Source organism: Granulicella aggregans, from assembly GCF_014203275.1.
Taxonomy (GTDB): Bacteria; Acidobacteriota; Terriglobia; order Terriglobales; family Acidobacteriaceae; genus Edaphobacter.
Map to the genome: position 1 here is coordinate 334,066 of NZ_JACHIP010000006.1, position 21,216 is coordinate 355,281.

Consider the following 21,216-nt stretch of genomic DNA (forward strand, 5'->3'; position numbering starts at 1 on the left):
CAGCTGAGGCGCCTAGCTTCCGAACGATGTAAATGCGGCCCAATAGTAAGGGTGCGCGGTACTGGGGTTGGAGCGAATTGCGCGTTCGGAGGCTGCCAGGGCAGCAGGTGCATGTTCACCCTGCAGCAGCCGAGTATAGAAGTTCCCCATTGTTTCGGCGCTTGCACGGGAGTCCACTCGCCATTTGCTGGCAATGACCCGAGGCACTCCGGAACGAAGGAAGATCCGGACGAGGCTGCCGGGATCTACCATCCCCTGATCCGCCATCGCTGTCTCGCACCCTGAGAGCACAGCGAGTTGAAGATTGTGAAGGTCCTGCGAAGAGAGATCACGCTGCCCGGATAAGATTGAGGGCTGCATCTCGCCAGGTCCGGATGCCAGCAGCAGCCCCGGCTCAGGGCCACGCATCACGGCATGGCCGGCGAAGTGAAACACCTGTACGCGAGGCAGCAACTTCACGACGCCTGCAAGGGTAGCGCGACTGCCCTGCAGCAGAAAGTGTTGATCGAATCGTGCGGCGACATCATCGGCCTCGCGGTCCGCATCGGGCAGACGCTGTAGTCGATTGACCCGAACCAGTTCGCCGGGCGACGGATCGCCGATGGAAAGGGCGACCGACTTTTGCGTAATCCGCCCATCAGGACGCGCTATCTGGGAATAGAGGAGGCCGATAGACTCGGAGATCGCGAAGCGGTCTCCCAGATAACTCCCACCCGGGCCTTCGAGCGCGGCAAACGGGATGCCACGGAGCGGAACGTCAGGTTCAATAGTCAGAGCGCCCGACTGCGGCAGACGATCAGCAACCGGAGCGATCAGCCATGCGTAGAGTTGGTTGGCATCGCGATGAAGTGCTTTCAGGTCGGAGTTAGGATCGGCGCACAGGCGGGCGAATCGGGTCGAGGTGGCCTGCAGTTGCGGTGCTCCCACGTTGACCTGAACGCGATGGACGCCGCTGCGGTCCAGTTCCCAGATGACGAGTTCGGAAGGGAAAGATGCCCACACAAGTATCGGCGAAGTGGGTGCGGCGTCGGCGAGACGCTTCGCCAGGACCACCTCCCCCGCTGCTGGAATCGCCTCCTGCTCCAGTGGGTCATACGCGAGGGTCCGGGTTGCATGCGGAGTCACCCGAAGTGGTTCCGCCTGATACCACTCCAAGAACGCAAGCGAGCGGGCTTCGGCCTCGGGGCGGGTGCTGTAGATCTCGAGCAACAGCCGGTAGGTCTGCGCCTTATCGAGCTGCCAGGTAAGAAACTCAGTCTCTGAAGACAGCGAGTTCTTGCCCTTCTCGATCAAGCGGATTGCCTGCAAAAGCTGTTCTTCCGCCAGGTCGGGTTTGCCAGAACGGAGATAGAGTTCGCCGAGCGTCTCGTGGTAGAGCGTCTCCGTCGACTGGTCGCCGACCGCTGGAAGTGTGTTTCGCACATCTTCCAGGCGCTTTCGCGCTTTTTCAAGCCAGCCTTGCCGAAGTTCAAACGAGGCTCGTTCAATCTCAAGCGTCGCGTGTGCCACCTGCGAGTCTTTGCCTAGAGCGGCAAACATCTCCGCCGCCCTTCCGAACTCTACGTCGGCCAGCCTTGCATCTCCAGCGGCCAGCGCTGCCTGAGCTACGCTAGCGTGCCCGGATGCCTTCACGACACGGTCCCGGCCCTCGGAGTTCTTCAGGAGAGCTTCCTGATCAACGACCTCGGCAAAGTTCCAGAGATGCTCGGTCTTGGCCGCGAAGCCCATATCCGCGAAGAACTCTCCTGCGCAAAATGCAGGATATTCAGAGTTCCAGTAGTCGTGCAGGCCCGCGCGCATACGATTCCAGGAGTCCGACTCCGCCACCGCGCGAGAGGAGACACCGTCGAGAAATAATCTCCCGACCAGCTCAAGTACGGGGTAGCCTGCAGCCTGGGCCGAGGCCTCGCCGTGCCGGGCAAACCGCTCTGCGGCTGCGGGATTCCCTCGTAACGACGAGCATGTTGAAAGCTCGTAGAAGATGCGTGTTTCGACCCACGGATAGCGATGCGTTCGAATGGATCGAAGGCCCTCCATAGCAGCTGGAAGGCACTGATCTCCCATCTGCGAGTGGTCTAAGGCGCGGGCAAGCTGAAACGCGGCGGCCGCGCTTCCTGCATCACTTTTTTCCTTAAGAAAGTCATCGAGAGATCGCCGGGCATGGAGGACGCCTTGCGCGAGATCGCCCTCCTCATTCAGTCGAACCGTAACGGAGAGTTCGCGAACTCCCTCCGCCCAGCGAGGAGTATGAGGCGACGCCAGAAGATCAGAGAGCCAGACATCTCCATGCTTCTGGCTCAGTTCGTCAGAAAGAGCAAGCAGGGCACCATCGTTCTCCTGCTCTTCGTGACCATGCTGGTAATTGGACGAGGAGACGGCAGGGAGCCAATGCTCCAACGCGAGATTCATGTAGGCTTCGTCCCGCGTACCGGGCCAGTCTGTCTCTCCTCTGCGGCCGGTATGTGCTCTCAGAGCTTGGGACAGTTGCGGAAGGTCTTCCGCCGGGACGGCATCGGATCGGCCCGATCTCTTCATCAGGAGCAGCAGGGCGTCGTTCTGCCGCCTCCCTTCCGCGAGCCATGCCGGGTCGCGCTCCACCTGCAGAAAGTGCTTCCAATCGTCCGCGGAGCGATCGTAGAGGTACGCACGTTGTTCGCTAACGGCACGGTTATAGAGAACCACCGGGTTGTCAGGAGACTTCGTCAGCACCCGGCTTTGATATTCGATGGCGAGGGCATAGTCGTGCTCGTCGCCGTTGTTCTGCTCCGCCCGAAGGAAGTACGCTGTGCTCAGGTCGAGCAAAGCAGCGGCAGATTCCGGTTCGGTTTCGAGCGCCCGCTGCGCGATCTCGATAGCGTGTTCGAAGTTGCCATCGAGCAGATCTGCCTGTGCCTCAGCGTCGAGCAAGGCAACGTCACTGGGCCGCTCGCGCAGTCCATCCGCGATGGCCGACTCTGCGCGGAGCAGCGATCCGGGACGTTCAAGATTCGAAGTGTCGCCTCCGCGCCTGGCTCGGGTCGGAGCATAGTCTGCGCCAGGGATGCGAAGTTCGATCGTCCGGTTCTCGGAGTATGCCTGTGCGATCAGCGAGCCGGGGGAAGGCTTCTGCCAATAGTGCCGGGTTGCCACAAGGCCCACCCCGAAGAGGACAACTGCGGCTGCCGGCAGAGCGAACTTGAGTTCCGGTCTCGCGCCGAACCAGGATTGGCTCGTCCATCCGGCGTGTCCGGCTGGCGGCAGCGAAGACACCCGGAGACTATCCGCGATCATGCTCTGGCCTGCCAGTGTACTGCTCGGCAATGACCGGAGCATCTCCTCCTCCTCCGGTGTGAGTTCGTCGGCGAAGTCTTCAACTGCGGCTTTCAGGAGAGGTCCGCAGTGCGAACAACGAGCCGCGTGCTCGAGGACAGTGGCTGCATCCGCAGGATTCAGCGATCCCGCCGCTACCGCCGTCCAATCGGTACCGGCAGGACAAGAGGGGGTGGGCACCGACTGCCCTCCTTCCCCCAACCCCTGGAGCAGCTCCCGAGCTTCTTCAAACATATGCACCCTTTGCAGACACTCCTTGCAGGTCTCGAGATGATCTTCCGTCCCGCTTCGCGGAGACTCCAAAGATCGCGAAGGATCTGGCAGGCAGGATTCCGATGCCGACACCAGGGCTACAATTTCCGCGTCATCGAGATGTTGATCCGATGGCCTCTTCACGAGCACTTCTCCTGTCTAGTACGACTCCGCGCGTCCGAATCCTTTTGCAGTGGAACCTGACGGGCTCCCCGGCTGGCCCTTTCTGGCGGTCATTCGGACTCGAACCTCGCGCGTAAGCCGGAAGATGGCACTCTCCACACCCTTTGTTGTAAGTCCCACAACAGGTAGCGCGGCGATCGCGGTGGCGGTCATGCCCTGCTGGTAGTGGAGCCAGAAGATGAGCCGGTCGCGCGCCTGGGCTGTGCCTTCGGTACACTCGGCCAGGCAGTCGTCGATTTCGCGCATCAACACGGCAGCACGGATCGACTCTGTCCCGCCCGAACTCTCACTTCTGGCTTCCGGTTCAACGTGATCGGAGAACTGACCTACCTCGCCATTGCCGCGCTTCTGGGTCCTCTGGGACTTGATGTAGTCATGAGTCACATTTGTGGCCACGGTCTTGACATACCCGTTGACGGCGTCCGGATGATCGATAGCGAAGCGCAACAGCTTCCTGCATCGGTCGTGGCAGAGTTTTAGATACGTCTCTTGGACGAGGTCCTCAACGATATCGGGCGCGGAGATCCCCCACCGGCGCAGGGTGCGAAGAACGGAAAGACTGATTGGGCGTTGAAATTGAAGGACCAAAGCCTGCCAGGGCATGGCATGGTCGGATTCGGCACACGCCTTGATAAGCTCCGTCGTCTTCATCTCCTTGTATGGAATCAACGGGGCCCTCGGGATGGTCAGTTTACATGATAACGATGAATTTTCAGAAGGTCGCCCCGGGGGGGAAAGGGAAACCTTCCGTTCTCGCGTCTCTTCGAAGATAGACATAAAGTTCGACTGAGGATCGCGGCGAAACGTCTTCACCCTGCCTATTCCGTGCCAGGGTAGAGGCTAGAAGCCAAAAATCGCCTACAGCCGACAGAACGGGAAGACCATGCGCGAACGAACAAGTCGAATCTTCACGCGCCTCTCTCAAGGCAGCACACCGTTTTTTCTTCCACAGAAGAGGAGAACCAGGAAAGGTCGGCAAGCCTCGGGCATCGTGGACAACTGTGTCCTTTCTGCGCCTCTCCTGGAGTGGCCGGCAGACGATCCCAACCGCCCATTCGGCGTGACGGCAATCTGCTTCGATCACCACGAACTGAGGGAACGCGGAAGGCCTGCCGCGGAGCGACTTGCGAACCTGCGGCATCTGATCGAAATGGTTTTGACAAGCAAACGGCGCCGCATCAAGGCGCGAAGCAAGATGAGATCCTGAAGGAATCTTCTACCGGTTGCAATCGCCGGGGATGCAGTGAGTCCCAGATCCATTGGATCTCGGAAACCGTGGCCTGATCGACTTGTCGAATATGGCTTTCGGTTTGCTATGATGCCGCCATGAATAACCTCGCGCCATTCCTATGGTTCAATGACAACGCAGAAGAAGCCGCCGAGTTTTACCTGAGCGTCTTCCCGCACGCGCGCAAGCTCAGTGAGGTGCGCTCCAAGGGTGTCGGACCGTGGCCCGCAGGCAAGATTGCCACGATCAGCATCGAGCTTGAAGGACAGGAGATGGTCTTCCTCAATGGAGGTCCAGCGCAACAACTCACCGCCGCATTTTCGTTCTTCATCCGTTGTGATTCCCAGGCAGAGATTGACAGCTATTGGGACAAGTTGATCGAAGGCGGAAAACCAATGGCCTGCGGCTGGCTCACGGATCGCTTTGGTCTCTGCTGGCAGGTGGTGCCACGCAACATCGGCGAGTTGATCAGTCACCCCAAAGCCATGCAGGCCATGATGAGCATGATCAAGATGGACCTGCTCAGGCTTGAAGCTGCCGCGCGAGAGAGCTGAAAGCTCGATCTGGCATAGCAGCGTAAGTCTTTAGCTCCATAGAATATTTCCGGCCGCGCGACTTCGCGCTTGCGCTGAATTTGAACGCTTCGTCTTGCGTCCAAGGACCTCCTTCTGGACTTACAAAGCAAAGACGAAAGCGTGACACACTGCTGACACATCCAGTTGGCGACGTCGTTAGCGTAAGGGCTGTAGTCACGCGCCGCCTATGCCCATACCCTTCAGACAGTCACAGTGCAGAAACAAAGACAGACGACGCCTTCAACTTATCGCCGCGATACTGTCTCTATTCGCTTTTGCGACCGGACCCCATTCTTCGCAGGCTAAAGCTCAAAACGTTCCCATCATCAGTGGGTCGGTCGGGATGCTCAGCGAGACCAATGCTGGCGTCAACTTCTTTCAGCCAGTCGTCGCTCCGGTCTTCGCCGCCCCGCTAGGCCCTCACCTACTGGCCGAAGGACGCTTCAACTTCGACGGCTTCTTTATCCAGAACAACCGCACCGGCCCATACCATGGGCAACTCTTCAAATCGACGCAGATCCTGCAGTTCGACTACATCGTCAACTCCCGGTTGACCATCGTGGCTGGACAATCACTCACCCCCTTCAACACCTACAACGAACGTCTCTCACAGCTATGGCAGCAAAACTTTCAGGATGCCCCGCTTATCTCCGCGGTCGGCACCAGGGATACCGGCACATCCTTCGGCATGCAAGCCCGCGGAAATGCAGCCGGAAATGAGCACGTTCAGCTGAACTATGTCGGGTGGTTCTCCAAGCGACAAGATCGATTCTCATTGAACGGAACGCGAGCCATCGGAGACCGCCTTGAAGTCTTCTTTCCTAACAAGAGAATCGAGATAGGAACTTCGTTCACGCGACGGCTGCAGGACACCCGTTATAACTCCGTTGGCGTTCACTTCTACTGGCTTCCTTTGAGTTCGCCGTTCCAGGTAAGAGCGGAATACGCGCACGATCCGCATTCGCAAGGCTACTGGATAGAGAACTCTTACCGCCTCTCACAATGGCGCGGCCCTGACAGCTTGATCGGTCGCGTGGAACCTCTCTTTCGTCTCCAGCAGACCTTTCGAAATAGCCCATCATCGACCGATGGCCTTCCAGGCGTCGACACCACTCTCGCGGACTTTGGCCTCGATTATCACTTTCCTCACGATATTCGGTTCAACTCCAGCTATTCGAGAAAATTCGCAGCAAATGGCAACGGGAATATCTGGGGACTTTCACTCAATTATCGCTTTCTATTTCCCGCATGGCCTGGGAGGAAGTAATGAAGAAGTTAATCTATCCGATCCTTCTTGGCTTATTCGGCATCTCCTGTGCTCTCGCTTCGTCTGCAAGCCAGACAGCGAAGTCGTCCGCCCCTAACTCCGCGCCTCCTTCTACCCAGAAAAGCGCATCCCCTGATGATCAGGGCGAACGCGCATTCAGGGCCAACTGCTCGCGCTGCCACTATGCTCCCGACACATTGAACCCGCGCATCACCGGAACCGTGATCCGCCACATGAGGGTGCGCGCCAATCTCAGCGCGGCCGACGAGCGCGCCATCCTTCACTACCTCAATCCATAAACCTTCGCAGTTCTCAGGAGAGATCAATGCTGTTAAAACGCATATCAGGCTATGTACTCCTTGCCCTCATACTTTGCGGGATCGTCCCGCGTCGTGCAGCCGCGCAGGCAGGCAAGAAGATCGAGATTGTCGCCAAACGTTATGACTTCACCCCTGGCGACATCACGGTCAAGAAGGGTGAACCCGTCACCATCGTTCTCACCAGCAAGGACGTCGATCACGGCTTGAAGTTCAAGGACTTCAATGTGTCGGTAAGTGCTAAGAAGGGCGAGACGAAGGAAGTTACCTTCACTCCGGACAAGACGGGAACCTTCGTTGGTCAGTGTTCCGTCTTCTGCGGTTCCGGTCACGGGTCGATGAAGCTAAGTCTCCACGTCACCGACTAATCTATGCGCCGACCAAATCCAACTCGCCCGGCGATGAGGCTGCACCTGCTGCTCGCAGTCACCGCGCTCCTAGGTGGATGCAAGGTGAGCCCAGCCGGGAAGGTAGAGAGCGGAACCGTGAACTTCATCAAGCACCACATCACGGTGGGGAATAAGAAGCTCAAGAACCCTTTCGAATCGAATTCCGATAATCTGGCGACCGGTAAAGAGGCCTTCGGTCATTACTGCGTCGCCTGCCATGGAATCGATGGTCAAAACACCGGCGTGCCCTTCGCGGAGAAGATGTCGCCTCCCCTGCCACTACTCACTTCATCGGGCGTTCAGAGCTATACCGATGGACAACTCAAATGGATCATCGACAACGGAATCGCGCCTTCGGGAATGCCCGCTTCCAAAGGGACTCTAAGCGAAGACGAGATCTGGACGATCGTTGTCTACCTCCGGCATCTCCCGCCAGCGGGAAGTGTTGGAGAGCCCGAGATGTATAGCCATTGAATTTCGCGCCGCGGAGAAAGGAGGAGAACGATGAAGTGGAGCCAGCAAGCAGATCAAGACGTTGTGCAAGTCGTAGTCATGGCGTTCAGGAATGATGTCGAATACTTGCGCGATGCGCTCATGCATATCTCTACAAAGAAGTGGGAACGAAGCTTCTACTGGCTCGACGCAAGCGGGATGGCTCTCTATCTTCTGCGCCGTCTTGAAGAACTCGGGGTTGCCGATCTCCTTCCGCCACGGGTCCGTGCACGTCTCGTTCAGAATCTCGCCGACAACGCCGAACGCTCCGTATCCATGCTCCATGAATTCAAGCTACTGAATCGCGCCTTTCAGGACGCGGGGGTCGAATACTGCAATCTCAAGGGGTTTACGCTCTCTCCAAATTCCTGCCCACATCCCTCGCTGCGAACTCAACTCGACTTCGACTTCCTTTTAAACGGCGCCGACTTGAAGCGTTGCTGCGAAGTCCTCTCGACCTTTGGCTATGCTCTTCACGCTTCGACGGACACGGTGTTCGAGTTCAAGACCTATAGCGACCAGTTAGCCGACATCTCCAATCTCTATAAACCTCGTGAGCAGCGATCCGTCGAACTACACTTTCCCTGCGCCGACGGGTCAGACCACCAACCGCGTCGCGACCCGCGGCTTCAAAATCTGCACTCGATGAACTTCGAAGGATTTGAAATTCCCACGCTCTCATCCGCAGATCAACTTATCGGTCAAGCGACCCATATCCTCTCGCATCTATGCGGACCTTCCACTCGCCTGGCATGGCTCCTGGAATTTCGAAATCACCTGACCTTCCACTCAAGTGATCGAGCCTTCCTTGATGAGGTACTACGGCGACTAGATCGTGACGGAAGGGCGGAGATCGCGATGGGAGCTGTCTGCCTGCTCACAAGAATCCTCTTCGACTGCCCGATTCCGGCGGCCTTCGAATGCGGCCCAGTCCAAAACCTGCCGCCCCCCATCAAGCTTTGGATCAATCGCTATGGAAGCAGCTCGGTACTCGCTGACTTCCCCGGAACCAAGCTTCATTTGCTGCTGCGCGAGCAGCTTGAATCGGACACCCGCACATGGGAGAGAGAGAGAAGCAGGGCTCTTCTGCCCCTCAGCCGTCCCCCGCGCATCTTTCCCGTGAAGTCCGATGCGAGCCTCGGGAAGCGCATAAAGAGCGAGTTCTACCAGCTTCGCTACGAGGCCTTCCGTCTTCGCTTCCATATCTTCCAAGGCCTTGCCTATCTCGCCGAGTCTCGCCGCTGGCGCCGGCTTCTAAAGGAACACGCCGCGCTGCCCGCGACTTCCGCGAGTCTCCGCTCTGAGACGGTGCCAACACGATGAATTTTGCTAGCTCCATGAGTTCTTTGCACCGGGCGATTCTCATCGCGGTGTCTCTCACTTCGATCAATCTGGTCTTCGCGCAGCAACAACAACAGCAGCAGCAAAGCCCGGGCGATCTACAGCAAGGGGAGATCCCCGCCACGAATTCCGGTATATCGAGCTCACAGACCGGAAGACCCCCAGCGACGCGACGCGACTCTTTGAGCGCCGTACAGATCGACTCGATCCTGCAGCAGCATCCCGACTTGATCGTAGAACTGAAGTCATTGCTTGCAGACCAACTGCAGCAGACCGGCATCAACGCGCTCGCAGACTCGATTACCGACGAACAGCTATACGATCAGATCGCCCTCAGCGCGAGTCTTCGCAGCACCATCACCGATTGGCTGCGTGCTCGCGGCTACGTCGTCCAATCTGATCTTCAGCGCTCCGCATCGGATCAGGATGTGCACGATCCACGCAGTTTGGACGAGCTGCGGGGAGGGGATGATCTGCCTCGGATGGCAACCGATCCCGACCTCGATCAGCTCTCTCCGCAGCTAAGCAACATAGCACCTCCACAACACAGCCCGGAGGACTCCTCTTCTCTTCTTCCAATCGGCAGAAGAGAGTCCGACCGTCAGGCCCAGTTAGAGAGTCAAAATCCGCAGACCACTAGGAAGAGCTCTGTATCATCAGATTCGCAGCGCCCGGATCAGAAGGACACGCCAGCTCCCGAGCTCATCCACCGACCTACGCCGTACAACCTGCTCTCGCTGCGCGATCTATATACGCAGATCCCGCAGGACACGACCAAGCTGAAGCGTTTCGGCTCGGAGGTCTTCCTTCGCCGGGACGGCGGCCAACTCTCGCAATCGGAGAGCGCCACCACTCATCAAGCTCCTCTCGATGTCCCGATCGGCCCGGACTACATACTCGGCTCCGGAGACAGCATCGTCATCAATCTCTCGGGCGGAGTATCGCAGACTCTGAACCGCACCATCGATCGCGAAGGCAAGATCGCTTTGCCCGAAGCCGGATCGCTGGTAGTTGCAGGACTTTCGCTCGACCGCGCCCAGGTGGTCATCGAAGCAGCTTTGAAGCAGCAGTTCCGCACCGCGCACGCTGATGTGACGATCGCGCGGTTACGCACCGTTCGAGTCTATGTCGTCGGAGATGTGCAGCGGCCCGGCGCCTACGACATCACCTCCCTCTCCACGCCGTTGAATGCGCTCTTTGCCGCAGGCGGCCCGACAAGCGTTGGCTCGCTACGAATCGTTCGCCACCTTCGTGGAGGACAGCTAGTGCGGGAGGTCGACCTCTACGACTTCCTGCTCCACGGCCTGCGTGTGAACGACGAACGCCTGCAGTCCGGCGACACACTTCTCGTTCCCGCAGCGGGCCCACAGGCTTCTATCTCAGGAGCAGTCAAGCGGCCCGCCATCTACGAACTCAAGGCAGGAGAGACGCTGGCAACACTGTTAGAAGATGCTGGAGGTGCGACCGCCGCTGCGTCGATGAACCACGTCACGATTGACCGCATCGAAGCGGATCATAAGCGTGAGACTCTAACCCTCGATATCAAGCACGACGGCTCGCAGGAAGACGTCCTCAGCGCCACAAGCTCCTTCAGCATCCATGACGGGGACTCGATCCGGGTCGCACCGATCCTCCCGTATAGCGAGAGCGCCGTCTATCTCGAAGGACACGTGGTCCGGCCCGGCAAATACTCCTATCGCGAAGGCATGAAGTTGAGCGATCTTTTGCGCAGCTACCAGGACCTTCTGCCTGAGCCATCTGTGAATGGCGATATCGTCCGCCTCGTCCCACCAGATCTACACGCCGAAACCATCCAATTCCAGGTAGCAGATGTTCTCATCGGTAATGCCTCTATCGCGTTGCGTCCCTTTGACACCGTCAAGCTCTACGGTCGCTACGAAGTAGACTCTCCCCGGGTAACCATTCGTGGAGAGGTGCTGCATCCCGGCTCATACGCCCTGTCGGACGGCATGACGGCGGCTGGTCTAGTCCGCATGGCTGGCGGCTTCAAGCGCGACGCCCTACTGGAGAGCGCCGACCTTACAAGCTACAGCGTCGTCAATGGGGACAAGGTGGTAAGCGATCGATCGTCGATACAGATCGGTAAAGCGATAGGAGGCCTCGATCGCTCCTCCGACGTGCCGCTCAAATCTGGCGACATCCTCACGATTCATCAGATCTCCGGGTGGAGCGACATCGGCGCTTCAGTCAGGATCAACGGAGAGGCCGTCTATCCCGGCAGCTACGGCCTTCAGGAAGGTGAGCGTCTTAGCTCGGTTCTCCGTCGCGCGGGCGGCTTCAGGAGTACCGCATATCCCGACGGCGCAATCCTTATACGCACCCAGGTAAAACAGCTCGAAGAGAAGAGCCGCGAAGAGTTGATCCGCCAGATCGAAACGACTTCAGTCTCGGCGCGGATCACGCCAAGTCTCTCCGGGCAAGATCAGAGCTCGCTCCTGCAAGCAGCAACACAACAACAGAATGAAGTATTGGCTCGCTTACGCAGCCAGCCCGCGAGCGGCAGGCTAGTGATCCACATCGGCTCTGATATCGCTTCCTGGGCCAACACCGACGCAGACATTGAGCTCCGTAGCGGCGATATTCTCACCATTCCTAAGCGTCCTGGCTTCGTTCTGGTCAGTGGGCAGGTCTACAACTCCTCTGCGATCACCTTCGTTCCCGGTAAGTCTGCGGGCTGGTATCTGCAGCAGGCCGGCGGCACAAATGAAGTCGCGAATAACAAGGAGATCTTTGTCGTCCGGGCCAATGGCTCCGTAATCGGGAGGCGCTCCGGCGGAACCTTTTCCGGCGGAGTGTTGTCGACTCGTTTGCAGCCGGGAGATCTGATCGTGGTGCCGCAGAAGATCATCGGCGGCTCTCTCGTCTGGCGGAACCTCCTCACCGTCGCGCAGATCGCATCTTCACTGGCCATTACGGCGGCAGTCTCGGGTGTCCTTTGATGACGCCTCTACATGCCACTCACGAGCCTTTGTCTGGCGATGCAGAAGTGCAGCCTGATCCCAACTGGGCAACGAACGTCGGCAAGCTGCTCGATCACCGCGTACTTCTCGCACGTGTCGCCATCATCTCCCTGGTTGTCAGCGCGATCATTGCCCTTGCCCTGCCCAAACAATACGAGTCGACTGCGCGCATCATGCCACCGGATAACTCCAATCCCGGTACCGCTTTGCTTGCGGCGCTTGCTGGCAAGTCCACTGGTGGCCTCGCTGGGCTCGGCAGCATCGCCGGAAGTCTGCTTGGCGGTCGCAGCTCCAGTGTGCTCTTTGCCGAACTTCTGCAAAGCCGGTCCGTCTCAGACCACATCATCGATCGCTTCCAACTTCAGCACGTCTACCGAAAACGGTATCGCGTCGACACCGTGAAGTATCTCGCGAAACGCACGGTAATCGCTGAAGACAAGAAGAGTGGCGTCCTCACGCTCACGGTCACGGACACTGATCCGGAGAGATCTCGCGCGATCGCTCAGGCTTACCTCGATGAGCTGAATACCATCGTTGTTCGATCAAACACCTCATCCGCCCGCCGCGAGCGCGAGTTCATTGAACAGCGTCTCGTCAGCGCTCGTTCGGAGTTACAAGACGCCCAGGTCGCGCTCAGCGCCTTTTCAAGCTCGAATGCAACCCTCGACATTAAAGAGCAGACGCATGCCATGGTCGAGGCAGCCTCGAGACTGCAGGCGCAGAAGATCTTTGCCGAGTCGGAGCTTGCATCGCTCTCTCAGATCTATGGCGACGATAACGTCCGTGTCCGCGCCGCCCGCGCGCGCATCGCTGACCTGCAGCGCGAGCTGACAAAGATGAGTGGCACCGCGTCCGACGCCGCTTTGGACAGCCCGACGAACGGAGATGGCTATCCCTCCTTACGCCAGTTGCCTCGTCTAGCAGTTCCCTACGCGAACCTCTATCGCCGCGTGCGGATTCAAGAGACAGTCTACGAACTCCTCTCTCAGCAATACGAGATGGCTCGGATAGCCGAAGCCAAGGACACACCCATCGTTAGCGTCATCGACGCGCCCCTGCTTCCCGAGAAGAAGTCCTTTCCGCCGCGCCTTATTCTCATCATCGCCTTGACTGGCGTGTCGCTCCTTACGGCAAGTGCTTACATCCTCATCCGCGAGTACTGGCTGCTGCTTGATCCGAGTGACCCTAAGCGCAGGATTGCAAGCCGCATCCTTTCGATAGTCGAACGGCGTTTGCATCGAAGGGAGGCCGCCCTGTGACACGGCATCTTTCAAATGCGGCCTCTGGCGCGCTGGACTACGCCGCTTACCCCGCCATCATGCTCGCCGCAACTCCCCTGTTGCTCCGCCACCTCGGGGTGGCGCCCTATGGCATCTGGCTGGTTGCCAATGCCGCAATCAGCGTAGGCAGCATCGTCTCATCAGGCTTTGGAGATGCCGTGATTCAGCGAATCGCAGTGCTCCGTTCAACCAGCGACAAGATTGCAATTCGCTCGGTGATTGCGAACATGCTAACGATCAACATCTCGCTGGGCGCTCTTCTCGCGTTGGTCCTGTGGTGCATCGTTCCGTTCGTCAGCGGCCGCATCACGCACCATGATCCAGCTCTCGAGACATCCTGTATCTGGTCCCTGCGAGTCGGCTCCGTACTCATTCTTCTCAAGTCAATTGAGAGCGTCTTCATCAGCGCCTTGCGTGCGTTTGAGATGTACGCTCCGGCGGTTCGCGTCAGCATCGCGACTCGCTTGCTTACGATCGCGGTCTCCGTACTTCTTGCTGCGCGGGGCCATGACATTACGTCGCTGATGTTCGCAACGGCGGTCGTGCTGGTCGGGGGCATCGCAGCTCAGTGGAAGATTCTTCAAGGCCTCGGGCTTGCGCCGCTACTACCAGCATTCGACCGCAATGTAGTTCTTAGTCTCGCATCGTTCGGAGCCTTCAGTTGGCTACAAGCCATCGCTGGCGTCTTCTTCAGCCAGGCAGACAGACTACTTCTTGGGCTTACGCTGGGCGTCTCCGCGGTTGCCTACTATGGCGTCTGCGTTCAGATAACCCAGCCCATCCATGGTCTGACTGCGGCAGCCCTTCATTTCCTCTTTCCTCATCTATCTCGGCACAACGCCAGAGGTGACCACGCCACGATGCGGCGGGCCATAGGACGTGCGATCAAATTCAACATCGCGCTATCTGCACTGCTGACTGCCGTCGTCCTTCTCTTTGGCCAGCGATTCATCTACCTCTGGCTAGGACATGCCTTCGCGGCCCAGTCGTCCGGCTTATTACCTCTCCTCGGAGCCGGCTTCGGCGTGTTGTCATTGAATGTCGCAGGCCATTACGCGCTGCTTGCGCTCGGCCGCGTACGACTCGTGGCCGCGCTCAATCTGGCTGGTGGTGTCGCGATGCTCGTCGCGATCATCCTGCTCGTCCCGCGCATCGGCTCGGCCGGCGCGGCATGGTCGCGTCTTCTGTATGGTTCTGTGACCTGCCTCGCTTACCTGCCTATTGTTCTCCAGTTCTCTCTTCTATCCAGAACGCAATTTGCCACAGTCACAACTGTCGCGGAGGAAGCATGAGCGCTGCAATCGTTCCTGTGCTGTCCAATCCGCGTCTCCGAGCCGCATCGGCAATCTCCATGCCCGGGCTGATCGGTTGCTATCTCGGGGTGCGATTTTGCCTTACCTTCCTCTTCTTCCAATCGGATCCCAGGCTCGGTGCTACCGTGGGCGTTGCGATCAATCTCCTTTTGGTTATTCCCATCGCCATCTATACGTTTGGCGCAACTGAGATAGCCCTTCGGACGATGCTCAGAAACCCTGTGGTTCGCCTCGTCTTCGGCTATCTAGCGCTTGCTCTCGCTAGCCTGCTCTGGAGCGAGACCGCTTCAAAGGCAGTCGCCGTTACGTACTGGATCGCATTGGCGGCCGACGTTATTCTCGTTCTGCTTCTCATTAGAAGCGACGGGATAGAACTCGCATCGAAAGGTCTGCTTAAGGGATACATCTGTGGGGTCGCTCTTCTCTGCATGGTCGCTTGGTGCGCGCCAACTATGCAGGATCTTCGTCTTGGCGATGATGAGTTCCTCACCCCGAACGGTATTGGTTTCGAGTGCGCGTTCGCCGTTCTGCTCTGTCAATACTTCGCACCTCAAGGTGCCCGCTGGAAGTGGCTGGGAACTCTGTTCGCTCTTACGTTGCTACGCAGCCTCAGCAAGACAACCATCGTCGCGTTCCTCATCGCCGAGGCCTTCTACCTCTTCCGGACAACTCTCTTCAGCCGCTCCACCAAGATCAAGGTTATCGCCTTTGCAGTGCTGGTTACGCTTGCGTTCTCGGGTCTCTTGGCGAACTACTACACCGTCTATATCAATGCGGGCAATCAGGCTGAGACTCTCACCGGCCGCACCAGCATCTGGATCGTCACGCTCGGATATGCGCTCGAAGCCCCGTGGTTTGGGCACGGATTTCACTCCTTCAGAAACATCATTCCGGCCTTCGGGGCCTTTCAGCCGTGGCACGCACACAACGAGTTCCTGCAGCAATTCTTCACCTTTGGCATCGTCGGTGTTGCTCTCGTACTAAGCCTCTACATCGCCTTCTACCGCATCTGCAGGCGCTACAAGAGCCATCCTTTTGCGCTGACCGGAGTTGCAATGCTTGTCCTGATTGCAATTCGCGGCCTCGCCGATACCGAACGTTTCGACATCTCTTTTCCGCTCTGGGCGATCGTCTCGACCTCTCTTCTACTGACAACCGGGGAAGCTCATCCATGAAGCCTTTGATCTCCATCGTCACCCCATCACTCAATCAGTCGCAGTTCCTGCGCGAGGCTCTCGAGAGCGTTCGCAATCAGCAATACGCTGCCGTTGAGCACATCGTTCTTGATGGCTGCTCAACGGACGGATCACAACGCATTCTTCAGGACATCGAGAAGGCCTCAGGAGCTACGGCATTCTGGTGGCGCTCCGGTCATGACGGAGGCCAAAGCGCCGCATTGAATCAGGGCTTTGCGCGTGCGAAGGGAGAGATCATTGGCTGGCTCAATGCCGACGATCGTTATCGCGCTGGCTGCTTCGATAAGGTTGCCGCTGCCTTCACCGAGCATCCGGAGTTGGACGTTCTTTACGGCGACTACAACCTGATGGATGCCGCCGGGAACCACCTCGCTGTTCGTCGCGAGATTGAATTCAGTCGATTCATTCTGCGGTATCACAGGGTCCTCTACATTCCCACCACGGCGACCTTCTTCCGACGGCGCGTCTTCGAACGCGGACACAGTCTTTCGAGCTCTCTGCACTATGCGATGGATCTCGAGTTTTTTCTCCGGCTTGCCGATGCGGGTTGTCGCTTTCAGCATCTGTCCCAAGTGCTCGCGGACTTTCGCGTCCATCCAGCAAGTAAGAGCGTCGCCTTCAGGTCTCGCCAGCGAGCGGAACATCGCAGTGTTGTTCTGCGGGCAACTCCGCTGGCCCGTCACCTCCCTTCGCTCGGTTTACGGAACCTCGCTGCAGCCTCGCTGCAACTTCCGGCAGCCTTACTGCGCTATGGCGAAAAGCTCCTTCGCGGCTTCTACTTCCCTTCCTCGCGGGCACCGGAGCAACACCTGCCCGTCACATCAAGACCGGAGCAACTATGAAAGTACTTCTAGCCGCCGTATCGTCTTCGTCCCGGCCCGACGGTATCATTCGTCACGCTGCGAATGTCGCACACGCGATTGCTCTCCATGCGAACGTCGAACGAGTCGACCTCGTCTTCGGCACGTGGCAACGCGATGCCTTCACCTCCTTGCTTGAGAGCAAAGAGGATCGGATCACGCTCACAACCGCGCAAGCCCGCAACACTTCGTTCTCGCGGAACTATTGGCACTGGACAGGACTTCCTCAGCTCGCTGCTGCGTTCGAGAGTGACATCGTCCACATGGCCTACCCAGCGCCGATCCACAAACGCGCTTTCCGCCGCCCCACGGTGGTCACTCTTCATGACCTTTATCCCTATGACATTCCCGCGAATTTTGGCTACCCTCGGGTCTTCGTGAACCGCATCATCCTGCAGCAGTGTCTGCGCGCCGTCGACAGCATCGCCTGCGTCTCCGACAGCACGATGCAGCGTCTTGAAGTCGACCTCCCAACATCGATCGTCGAGAAGGCCACAACGATCTATAACTCGGTGAACTCCGGAAAGCCGGTGGCCTCTAAGAACCCTTGCGGGGGCTGGTACCCAGACCCCTTCTTGTTGTGTGTTGCACAGCACCGGCGCAATAAAAATCTCCCTCTAGCCATTCATCTTCTGCGGCGCCTCATCGACTCGGCGGACGTGCCTCACAACACTCGCCTTCTGATCGTAGGAACTGACGGCCCTGAGACTGCAGCCATTAAACGTCTAATCCGAAAGTCTGCTCTTGAAGCAAATGTTCTCCTGCTTCAGGGCGTGAGCGACGAGACATTGAACTGGTACTACAGTCACTGCGAACTACTCATCGCCACCTCAACCATCGAAGGCTTCGGCCTGCCGATCGTGGAAGCCATGCACCATCGTTGCCGAGTGGTGTGCTCGGATATCCCCGCCTTCCGAGAAGTGGGTGGTTCTTACTGCGACTATGTACCCCTGGGTGACGACGCCGTAGCTGCCTTTGCGAAAGCTATACGCACAGCTCTCAAGGACAAGCGATTTCGTGCGGCAGAGACCGATCAATTCTCTCCTCCGCGTGTCGGCTGCACTTACCTCAATCTCTACAGCGGGTTGCTTCAGGCAGCCGAACAACATTCGCCCGGCGGTCGCCAGGCTCCAGTTCCGGCGTTAGAAAGAGGCCGTCCATGATTCGTCTCAAGCAGACTCTTGCCACACAGATTCACCACCCGCGATCGCCGCGAGCAACTGTTTTGGACGTTGAGATCGACGCCGTTAACATGCGACAGGCGCTCGCACACATCGACGCTGAACTGCGTTCAGGCCGAAAAGGCTACGTTTGTCTCGCCGGCGTGCACGGGATCATGGAAGCGTATCGCGACCGCGCCCTTGCACAGATATTTGCCGAAGCAGCACTCGTTATGCCGGATGGAATGCCCACTGTCTGGGTTGGACGTCATCAAGGCCACCATTCCATGGAGCGCGTTGCGGGTCCAGACCTCATGCTGGAGGTCATGGCCGGCACAGAATTTCGCAATAGCACCCACTTCCTTTGCGGAGGCAAGGCCGGTGTCGCGGAAGAGCTTCGCGACACTCTACGTTCGCGGTTCCCCCAAGTCAAAATTGTCGGCACCCATACACCTCCCTTTGGTCCGATGTCGACAGTCCAGGAGAGGCAACTCACCACGAAGATCAACCGGCTCAAACCAGACATCATCTGGGTTGGCATCAGTACACCGAAGCAGGAACGCTTCATGGCGCGTTACCTTGCGCAGTTCGACACCAAACTAATGTTTGGCGTAGGCGCCGCGTTCGACTTCCACACGGGCCGCATCAAGGATTGTCCCGAGTGGGTCAAGCTCTGGGGACTTCAGTGGCTTGATCGTCTCCTTCAAGATCCAAGACATCTGTGGAAGCGACATCTTCGGAACAACCCCGCATTCCTGGCCGCCATCGCCCTGCAGCTGATGGGCCTCAGGTCCTATCCGCGGAAGCCTGAGCCCGCAGCGGCGAATCCCAAGGCCAACCCATGCGTCGAATTCGTCGAGTCGCAGACGCAATGACGGCCTTCACGGAAACGCGACCTCAATGGATACAGCGCGTTCTCTTCGGTTTGCTCGCTGCATACTTTGTGGTCGCGACATTTCCGCCCGCGTGGAAGAAACTGAATTCGGACTTCCCTAACTACTATCTGACAGCAAGATTAGCTCGCGAACATGTCGACACAGCGCGAGCCTACGAATGGATCTGGATTGAGCGCGAGAAGGATCATCGCGTTATCGATCAGCGCATCGTCGGGCTGGTCCCGATCACGCCGTTCTCGACTCTGCTTGTCTGGCCGATTGCTTCCTTTCCCTCGCTCGAGGCCAAGCATATCTGGATCGTCTTCAATGGCGCGCTGCTCATTGCGCTTCTGTTGATGCTCCCGCGAGTCACTGGACTTCCTCTGCCTCAGGCCGGAATTCTCATCGCTCTCAGCTACCCGCTTCGATTCAATTTTCTGCTGGGACAGTACTACCTCTTCTTACTTGTAATCCTTACTGCAGCTTGCTGGGCCGACCAGCAAAAGCGCGGTATGCTCGCTGGGTGCCTCGTCGGAATCGCGGCGGCGCTAAAGGTCTTTCCCATCATCGTAATCGTTTATTTCCTGCGTAAGAGGCATTGGAAAGCTGCGCTCGCCTGTGGAATCACTGTTCTCGCTGCACTTTGTCTTTCCATCGCCGTCCTCGGCCTCCCCATGCACCGCACCTACGCTCTTCAGGTGCTGCCCTGGACACTTCGTGGCGAAGGACTTCCCTCTTTTGCTCTCGGAAGCAGCTCACTCTCAACCGTCCTACATCGACTCTTCATCTACGAGCCTCAGTGGAATCAGCATCCCGCGGTTCATGCTCCGTGGCTCTTCGCTGTTCTGCATCCTGCACTTCAGCTGCTACTCCTGTTGCCCGTCGTCCTGTTGATCAGCCGCGAGTATCTCTCGCCCGATCGAGCAGCGCTCGAGTGGGCCGCGCTGATTGCGGTGTCCCTCGCCCTCTCAACATCACCAGGTTCATACCTTTTCACGCTTGCGATCCTCCCGGTGGCGGCGATATGCGGACATCTTTGGCGAGCTCGATCCTTCGCCCTGCTACTACTCACGCTAGCTCTGTATCTCGCAATCAATCATGCGAACTGGCATATTCAACCTCGGGAAGGTTGGGGAACTCTGATATGTGTGCCTCGCCTTTACGCGTTGATCCTCCTCACGCTCCTTATCTCATTTCTACTTTCCCGCCACAGGCCACGAATGCAGCGGGTCGATCAGATCGTGTGGCTCACAGCACTCAGCGGCGCAACAGTGCTGAGTATATTTTTTGGTATCCGTCACCAACGCCATCTGTTCGACGACTACGCGTACCGTCTGCCGATGCCTGGCGACGTCCTCATGGCGTCCCATCCCGCAGCGTACGGCGGCGATACTGCCTTTGTGGGACTCTCGACCGACGGCTATCGCGCTATGACGCTCGCTTCAAATCGTAGCGTGACACTCGCACAACCTACGGATCAAAGTACCGATCAACTATCCCTCACGACATCTGCGGGGCAGATTTTGGCTGAGGACGTATCGCTTTCGTCGACGCTTCACTCCTCCAGCCCCGGATGGCCCTCCATCCCAGACGCCGAGTCCCCCATCATCTCAGCTGACGGAACAACCGTTGCCTATCTCAGGCAGATTGACGGCCGCAAGCAATTATTCGTTCGCAGTCTTGGCACGACGGACGCCTCCGAGCAACAACTCACCTACCCGCCATTCAACGTCTACGAAGCAACCTTCCTCACGGCGAACGATCTCGTCATATCAGGCACCCATCCTGGCTTGAGCCCTATGCTCTACAGGCTAGGCCGCGCTGGCACGCTGACGCGGCTTGTTGATGAGGAAGCTCGCTATCCGTCCACCTCGCCCGATGGACGCTGGCTGGCCTTCAGTGAGTTTGTAAACGGCAACTGGAATCTGCATCTGCTCGACCTTCAAAGCGGAGCCCAAAAACGGATCGCCGATGTCCCTTGCAATCAGGTCCAGCCAGCGTGGGAGGCGGACGCGAAGACACTCCTGTACGCAACCGACTGTGGTCGGGCTCTCTGGTTCACGGCTATTGCGCGTCGCCAGATCATCCCTTGAATCTCAGCGGACAAATAGTGATGAAACCGCGACATCTGCGTGACAACAGCCAGGCGAAGACTGCTTAGAGTTTGTTTATCGCAGAGTCATCAGACCTCGGAAAGG

Annotated in this window: 16 protein-coding genes; 14 read left to right on the top strand and 2 right to left on the bottom strand. The window is 58.1% G+C overall.

What is annotated here, in order from left to right:
• Positions 1–12: 12 nt before the first annotated feature.
• Positions 13–3,489 carry a CHAT domain-containing protein gene (locus HDF16_RS31615; RefSeq protein ID WP_184221376.1) on the bottom strand — a complete coding sequence of 1,159 codons (3,477 nt, stop codon included), beginning with the start codon at positions 3,487–3,489 and terminating at the stop codon, positions 13–15.
• A 231-nt stretch (positions 3,490–3,720) separates the two neighbouring features.
• Positions 3,721–4,413 (bottom strand): RNA polymerase sigma factor, encoded by a 693-nt coding sequence (locus HDF16_RS21290; RefSeq protein WP_221312983.1) that lies wholly within the window; start codon positions 4,411–4,413, stop codon positions 3,721–3,723.
• A gap of 657 nt (positions 4,414–5,070) precedes the next feature.
• Here HDF16_RS21290 and HDF16_RS21295 point away from each other — a divergent pair.
• The 14 genes from HDF16_RS21295 to HDF16_RS21360 all read left to right on the top strand — a co-directional run bounded on the left by HDF16_RS21295 (position 5,071) and on the right by HDF16_RS21360 (position 21,111).
• Positions 5,071–5,526 carry a VOC family protein gene (locus HDF16_RS21295; protein WP_184221380.1) on the top strand — a complete coding sequence of 152 codons (456 nt, stop codon included), beginning with the start codon at positions 5,071–5,073 and terminating at the stop codon, positions 5,524–5,526.
• Positions 5,527–5,890: 364 nt separating this feature from the next.
• Entirely contained in the window at positions 5,891–6,814 is a 924-nt protein-coding gene (locus tag HDF16_RS21300) for a hypothetical protein (RefSeq protein ID WP_184221382.1), read from the top strand.
• Positions 6,814–7,113 carry a c-type cytochrome gene (locus HDF16_RS21305; RefSeq protein ID WP_221312984.1) on the top strand — a complete coding sequence of 100 codons (300 nt, stop codon included), beginning with the start codon at positions 6,814–6,816 and terminating at the stop codon, positions 7,111–7,113. Before HDF16_RS21300 ends, HDF16_RS21305 begins: the two co-directional genes overlap by 1 nt.
• 26 nt (positions 7,114–7,139) lie before the next feature.
• Positions 7,140–7,499, top strand: a complete 360-nt coding sequence (locus tag HDF16_RS21310) for a cupredoxin domain-containing protein (protein ID WP_184221384.1) — start codon at positions 7,140–7,142, stop codon at positions 7,497–7,499.
• Between the two features lie 3 nt (positions 7,500–7,502).
• Positions 7,503–7,994, top strand: coding sequence for a c-type cytochrome (locus tag HDF16_RS21315; protein WP_246409533.1), 492 nt, complete (start codon positions 7,503–7,505; stop codon positions 7,992–7,994).
• A 30-nt stretch (positions 7,995–8,024) separates the two neighbouring features.
• A complete protein-coding gene (locus HDF16_RS21320; protein ID WP_184221388.1) occupies positions 8,025–9,335 on the top strand; it encodes a nucleotidyltransferase family protein in 1,311 nt (436 codons plus the stop codon).
• 14 nt (positions 9,336–9,349) lie between these two features.
• Positions 9,350–12,313, top strand: coding sequence for an SLBB domain-containing protein (locus tag HDF16_RS21325; protein ID WP_246409536.1), 2,964 nt, complete (start codon positions 9,350–9,352; stop codon positions 12,311–12,313).
• 47 nt (positions 12,314–12,360) lie between these two features.
• On the top strand, positions 12,361–13,593 hold the full coding sequence (locus tag HDF16_RS21330; protein ID WP_348641378.1) for a GumC family protein: 1,233 nt from the start codon (positions 12,361–12,363) through the stop codon (positions 13,591–13,593).
• Entirely contained in the window at positions 13,590–14,906 is a 1,317-nt protein-coding gene (locus HDF16_RS21335; protein ID WP_184221394.1) for an oligosaccharide flippase family protein, read from the top strand. The genes HDF16_RS21330 and HDF16_RS21335 overlap by 4 nt, the downstream gene beginning before the upstream one ends.
• Positions 14,903–16,102 carry an O-antigen ligase family protein gene (locus HDF16_RS21340; protein WP_184221396.1) on the top strand — a complete coding sequence of 400 codons (1,200 nt, stop codon included), beginning with the start codon at positions 14,903–14,905 and terminating at the stop codon, positions 16,100–16,102. The genes HDF16_RS21335 and HDF16_RS21340 overlap by 4 nt, the downstream gene beginning before the upstream one ends.
• Positions 16,099–16,965: a glycosyltransferase family 2 protein gene (locus HDF16_RS21345; protein ID WP_184221398.1), complete on the top strand. Its 867-nt coding sequence runs from the start codon at positions 16,099–16,101 to the stop codon at positions 16,963–16,965. The genes HDF16_RS21340 and HDF16_RS21345 overlap by 4 nt, the downstream gene beginning before the upstream one ends.
• Entirely contained in the window at positions 16,962–18,146 is a 1,185-nt protein-coding gene (locus HDF16_RS21350) for a glycosyltransferase family 4 protein (protein WP_184221400.1), read from the top strand. The genes HDF16_RS21345 and HDF16_RS21350 overlap by 4 nt, the downstream gene beginning before the upstream one ends.
• A complete protein-coding gene (locus HDF16_RS21355; RefSeq protein ID WP_184221402.1) occupies positions 18,143–19,018 on the top strand; it encodes a WecB/TagA/CpsF family glycosyltransferase in 876 nt (291 codons plus the stop codon). The genes HDF16_RS21350 and HDF16_RS21355 overlap by 4 nt, the downstream gene beginning before the upstream one ends.
• Positions 19,015–21,111: a glycosyltransferase 87 family protein gene (locus HDF16_RS21360; RefSeq protein WP_184221404.1), complete on the top strand. Its 2,097-nt coding sequence runs from the start codon at positions 19,015–19,017 to the stop codon at positions 21,109–21,111. The genes HDF16_RS21355 and HDF16_RS21360 overlap by 4 nt, the downstream gene beginning before the upstream one ends.
• Positions 21,112–21,216 lie beyond the last annotated feature (105 nt).

Bases quoted from the DNA above. Each gene is read 5' to 3' on its own strand.
- HDF16_RS21345 (WP_184221398.1), top strand. From the start codon at position 16,099: ATGAAGCCTTTGATCTCCATCGTCACCCCATCACTCAATCAGTCGCAG.
- HDF16_RS21310 (WP_184221384.1), top strand. From the start codon at position 7,140: ATGCTGTTAAAACGCATATCAGGCTATGTACTCCTTGCCCTCATACTT.
- HDF16_RS21350 (WP_184221400.1), top strand. From the start codon at position 16,962: ATGAAAGTACTTCTAGCCGCCGTATCGTCTTCGTCCCGGCCCGACGGT.
- HDF16_RS21295 (WP_184221380.1), top strand. From the start codon at position 5,071: ATGAATAACCTCGCGCCATTCCTATGGTTCAATGACAACGCAGAAGAA.
- HDF16_RS21305 (WP_221312984.1), top strand. From the start codon at position 6,814: ATGAAGAAGTTAATCTATCCGATCCTTCTTGGCTTATTCGGCATCTCC.
- HDF16_RS21355 (WP_184221402.1), top strand. From the start codon at position 18,143: ATGATTCGTCTCAAGCAGACTCTTGCCACACAGATTCACCACCCGCGA.
- HDF16_RS21360 (WP_184221404.1), top strand. From the start codon at position 19,015: ATGACGGCCTTCACGGAAACGCGACCTCAATGGATACAGCGCGTTCTC.
- HDF16_RS21340 (WP_184221396.1), top strand. From the start codon at position 14,903: ATGAGCGCTGCAATCGTTCCTGTGCTGTCCAATCCGCGTCTCCGAGCC.
- HDF16_RS21300 (WP_184221382.1), top strand. From the start codon at position 5,891: ATGCTCAGCGAGACCAATGCTGGCGTCAACTTCTTTCAGCCAGTCGTC.
- HDF16_RS21320 (WP_184221388.1), top strand. From the start codon at position 8,025: ATGAAGTGGAGCCAGCAAGCAGATCAAGACGTTGTGCAAGTCGTAGTC.
- HDF16_RS21325 (WP_246409536.1), top strand. From the start codon at position 9,350: ATGAGTTCTTTGCACCGGGCGATTCTCATCGCGGTGTCTCTCACTTCG.
- HDF16_RS21315 (WP_246409533.1), top strand. From the start codon at position 7,503: ATGCGCCGACCAAATCCAACTCGCCCGGCGATGAGGCTGCACCTGCTG.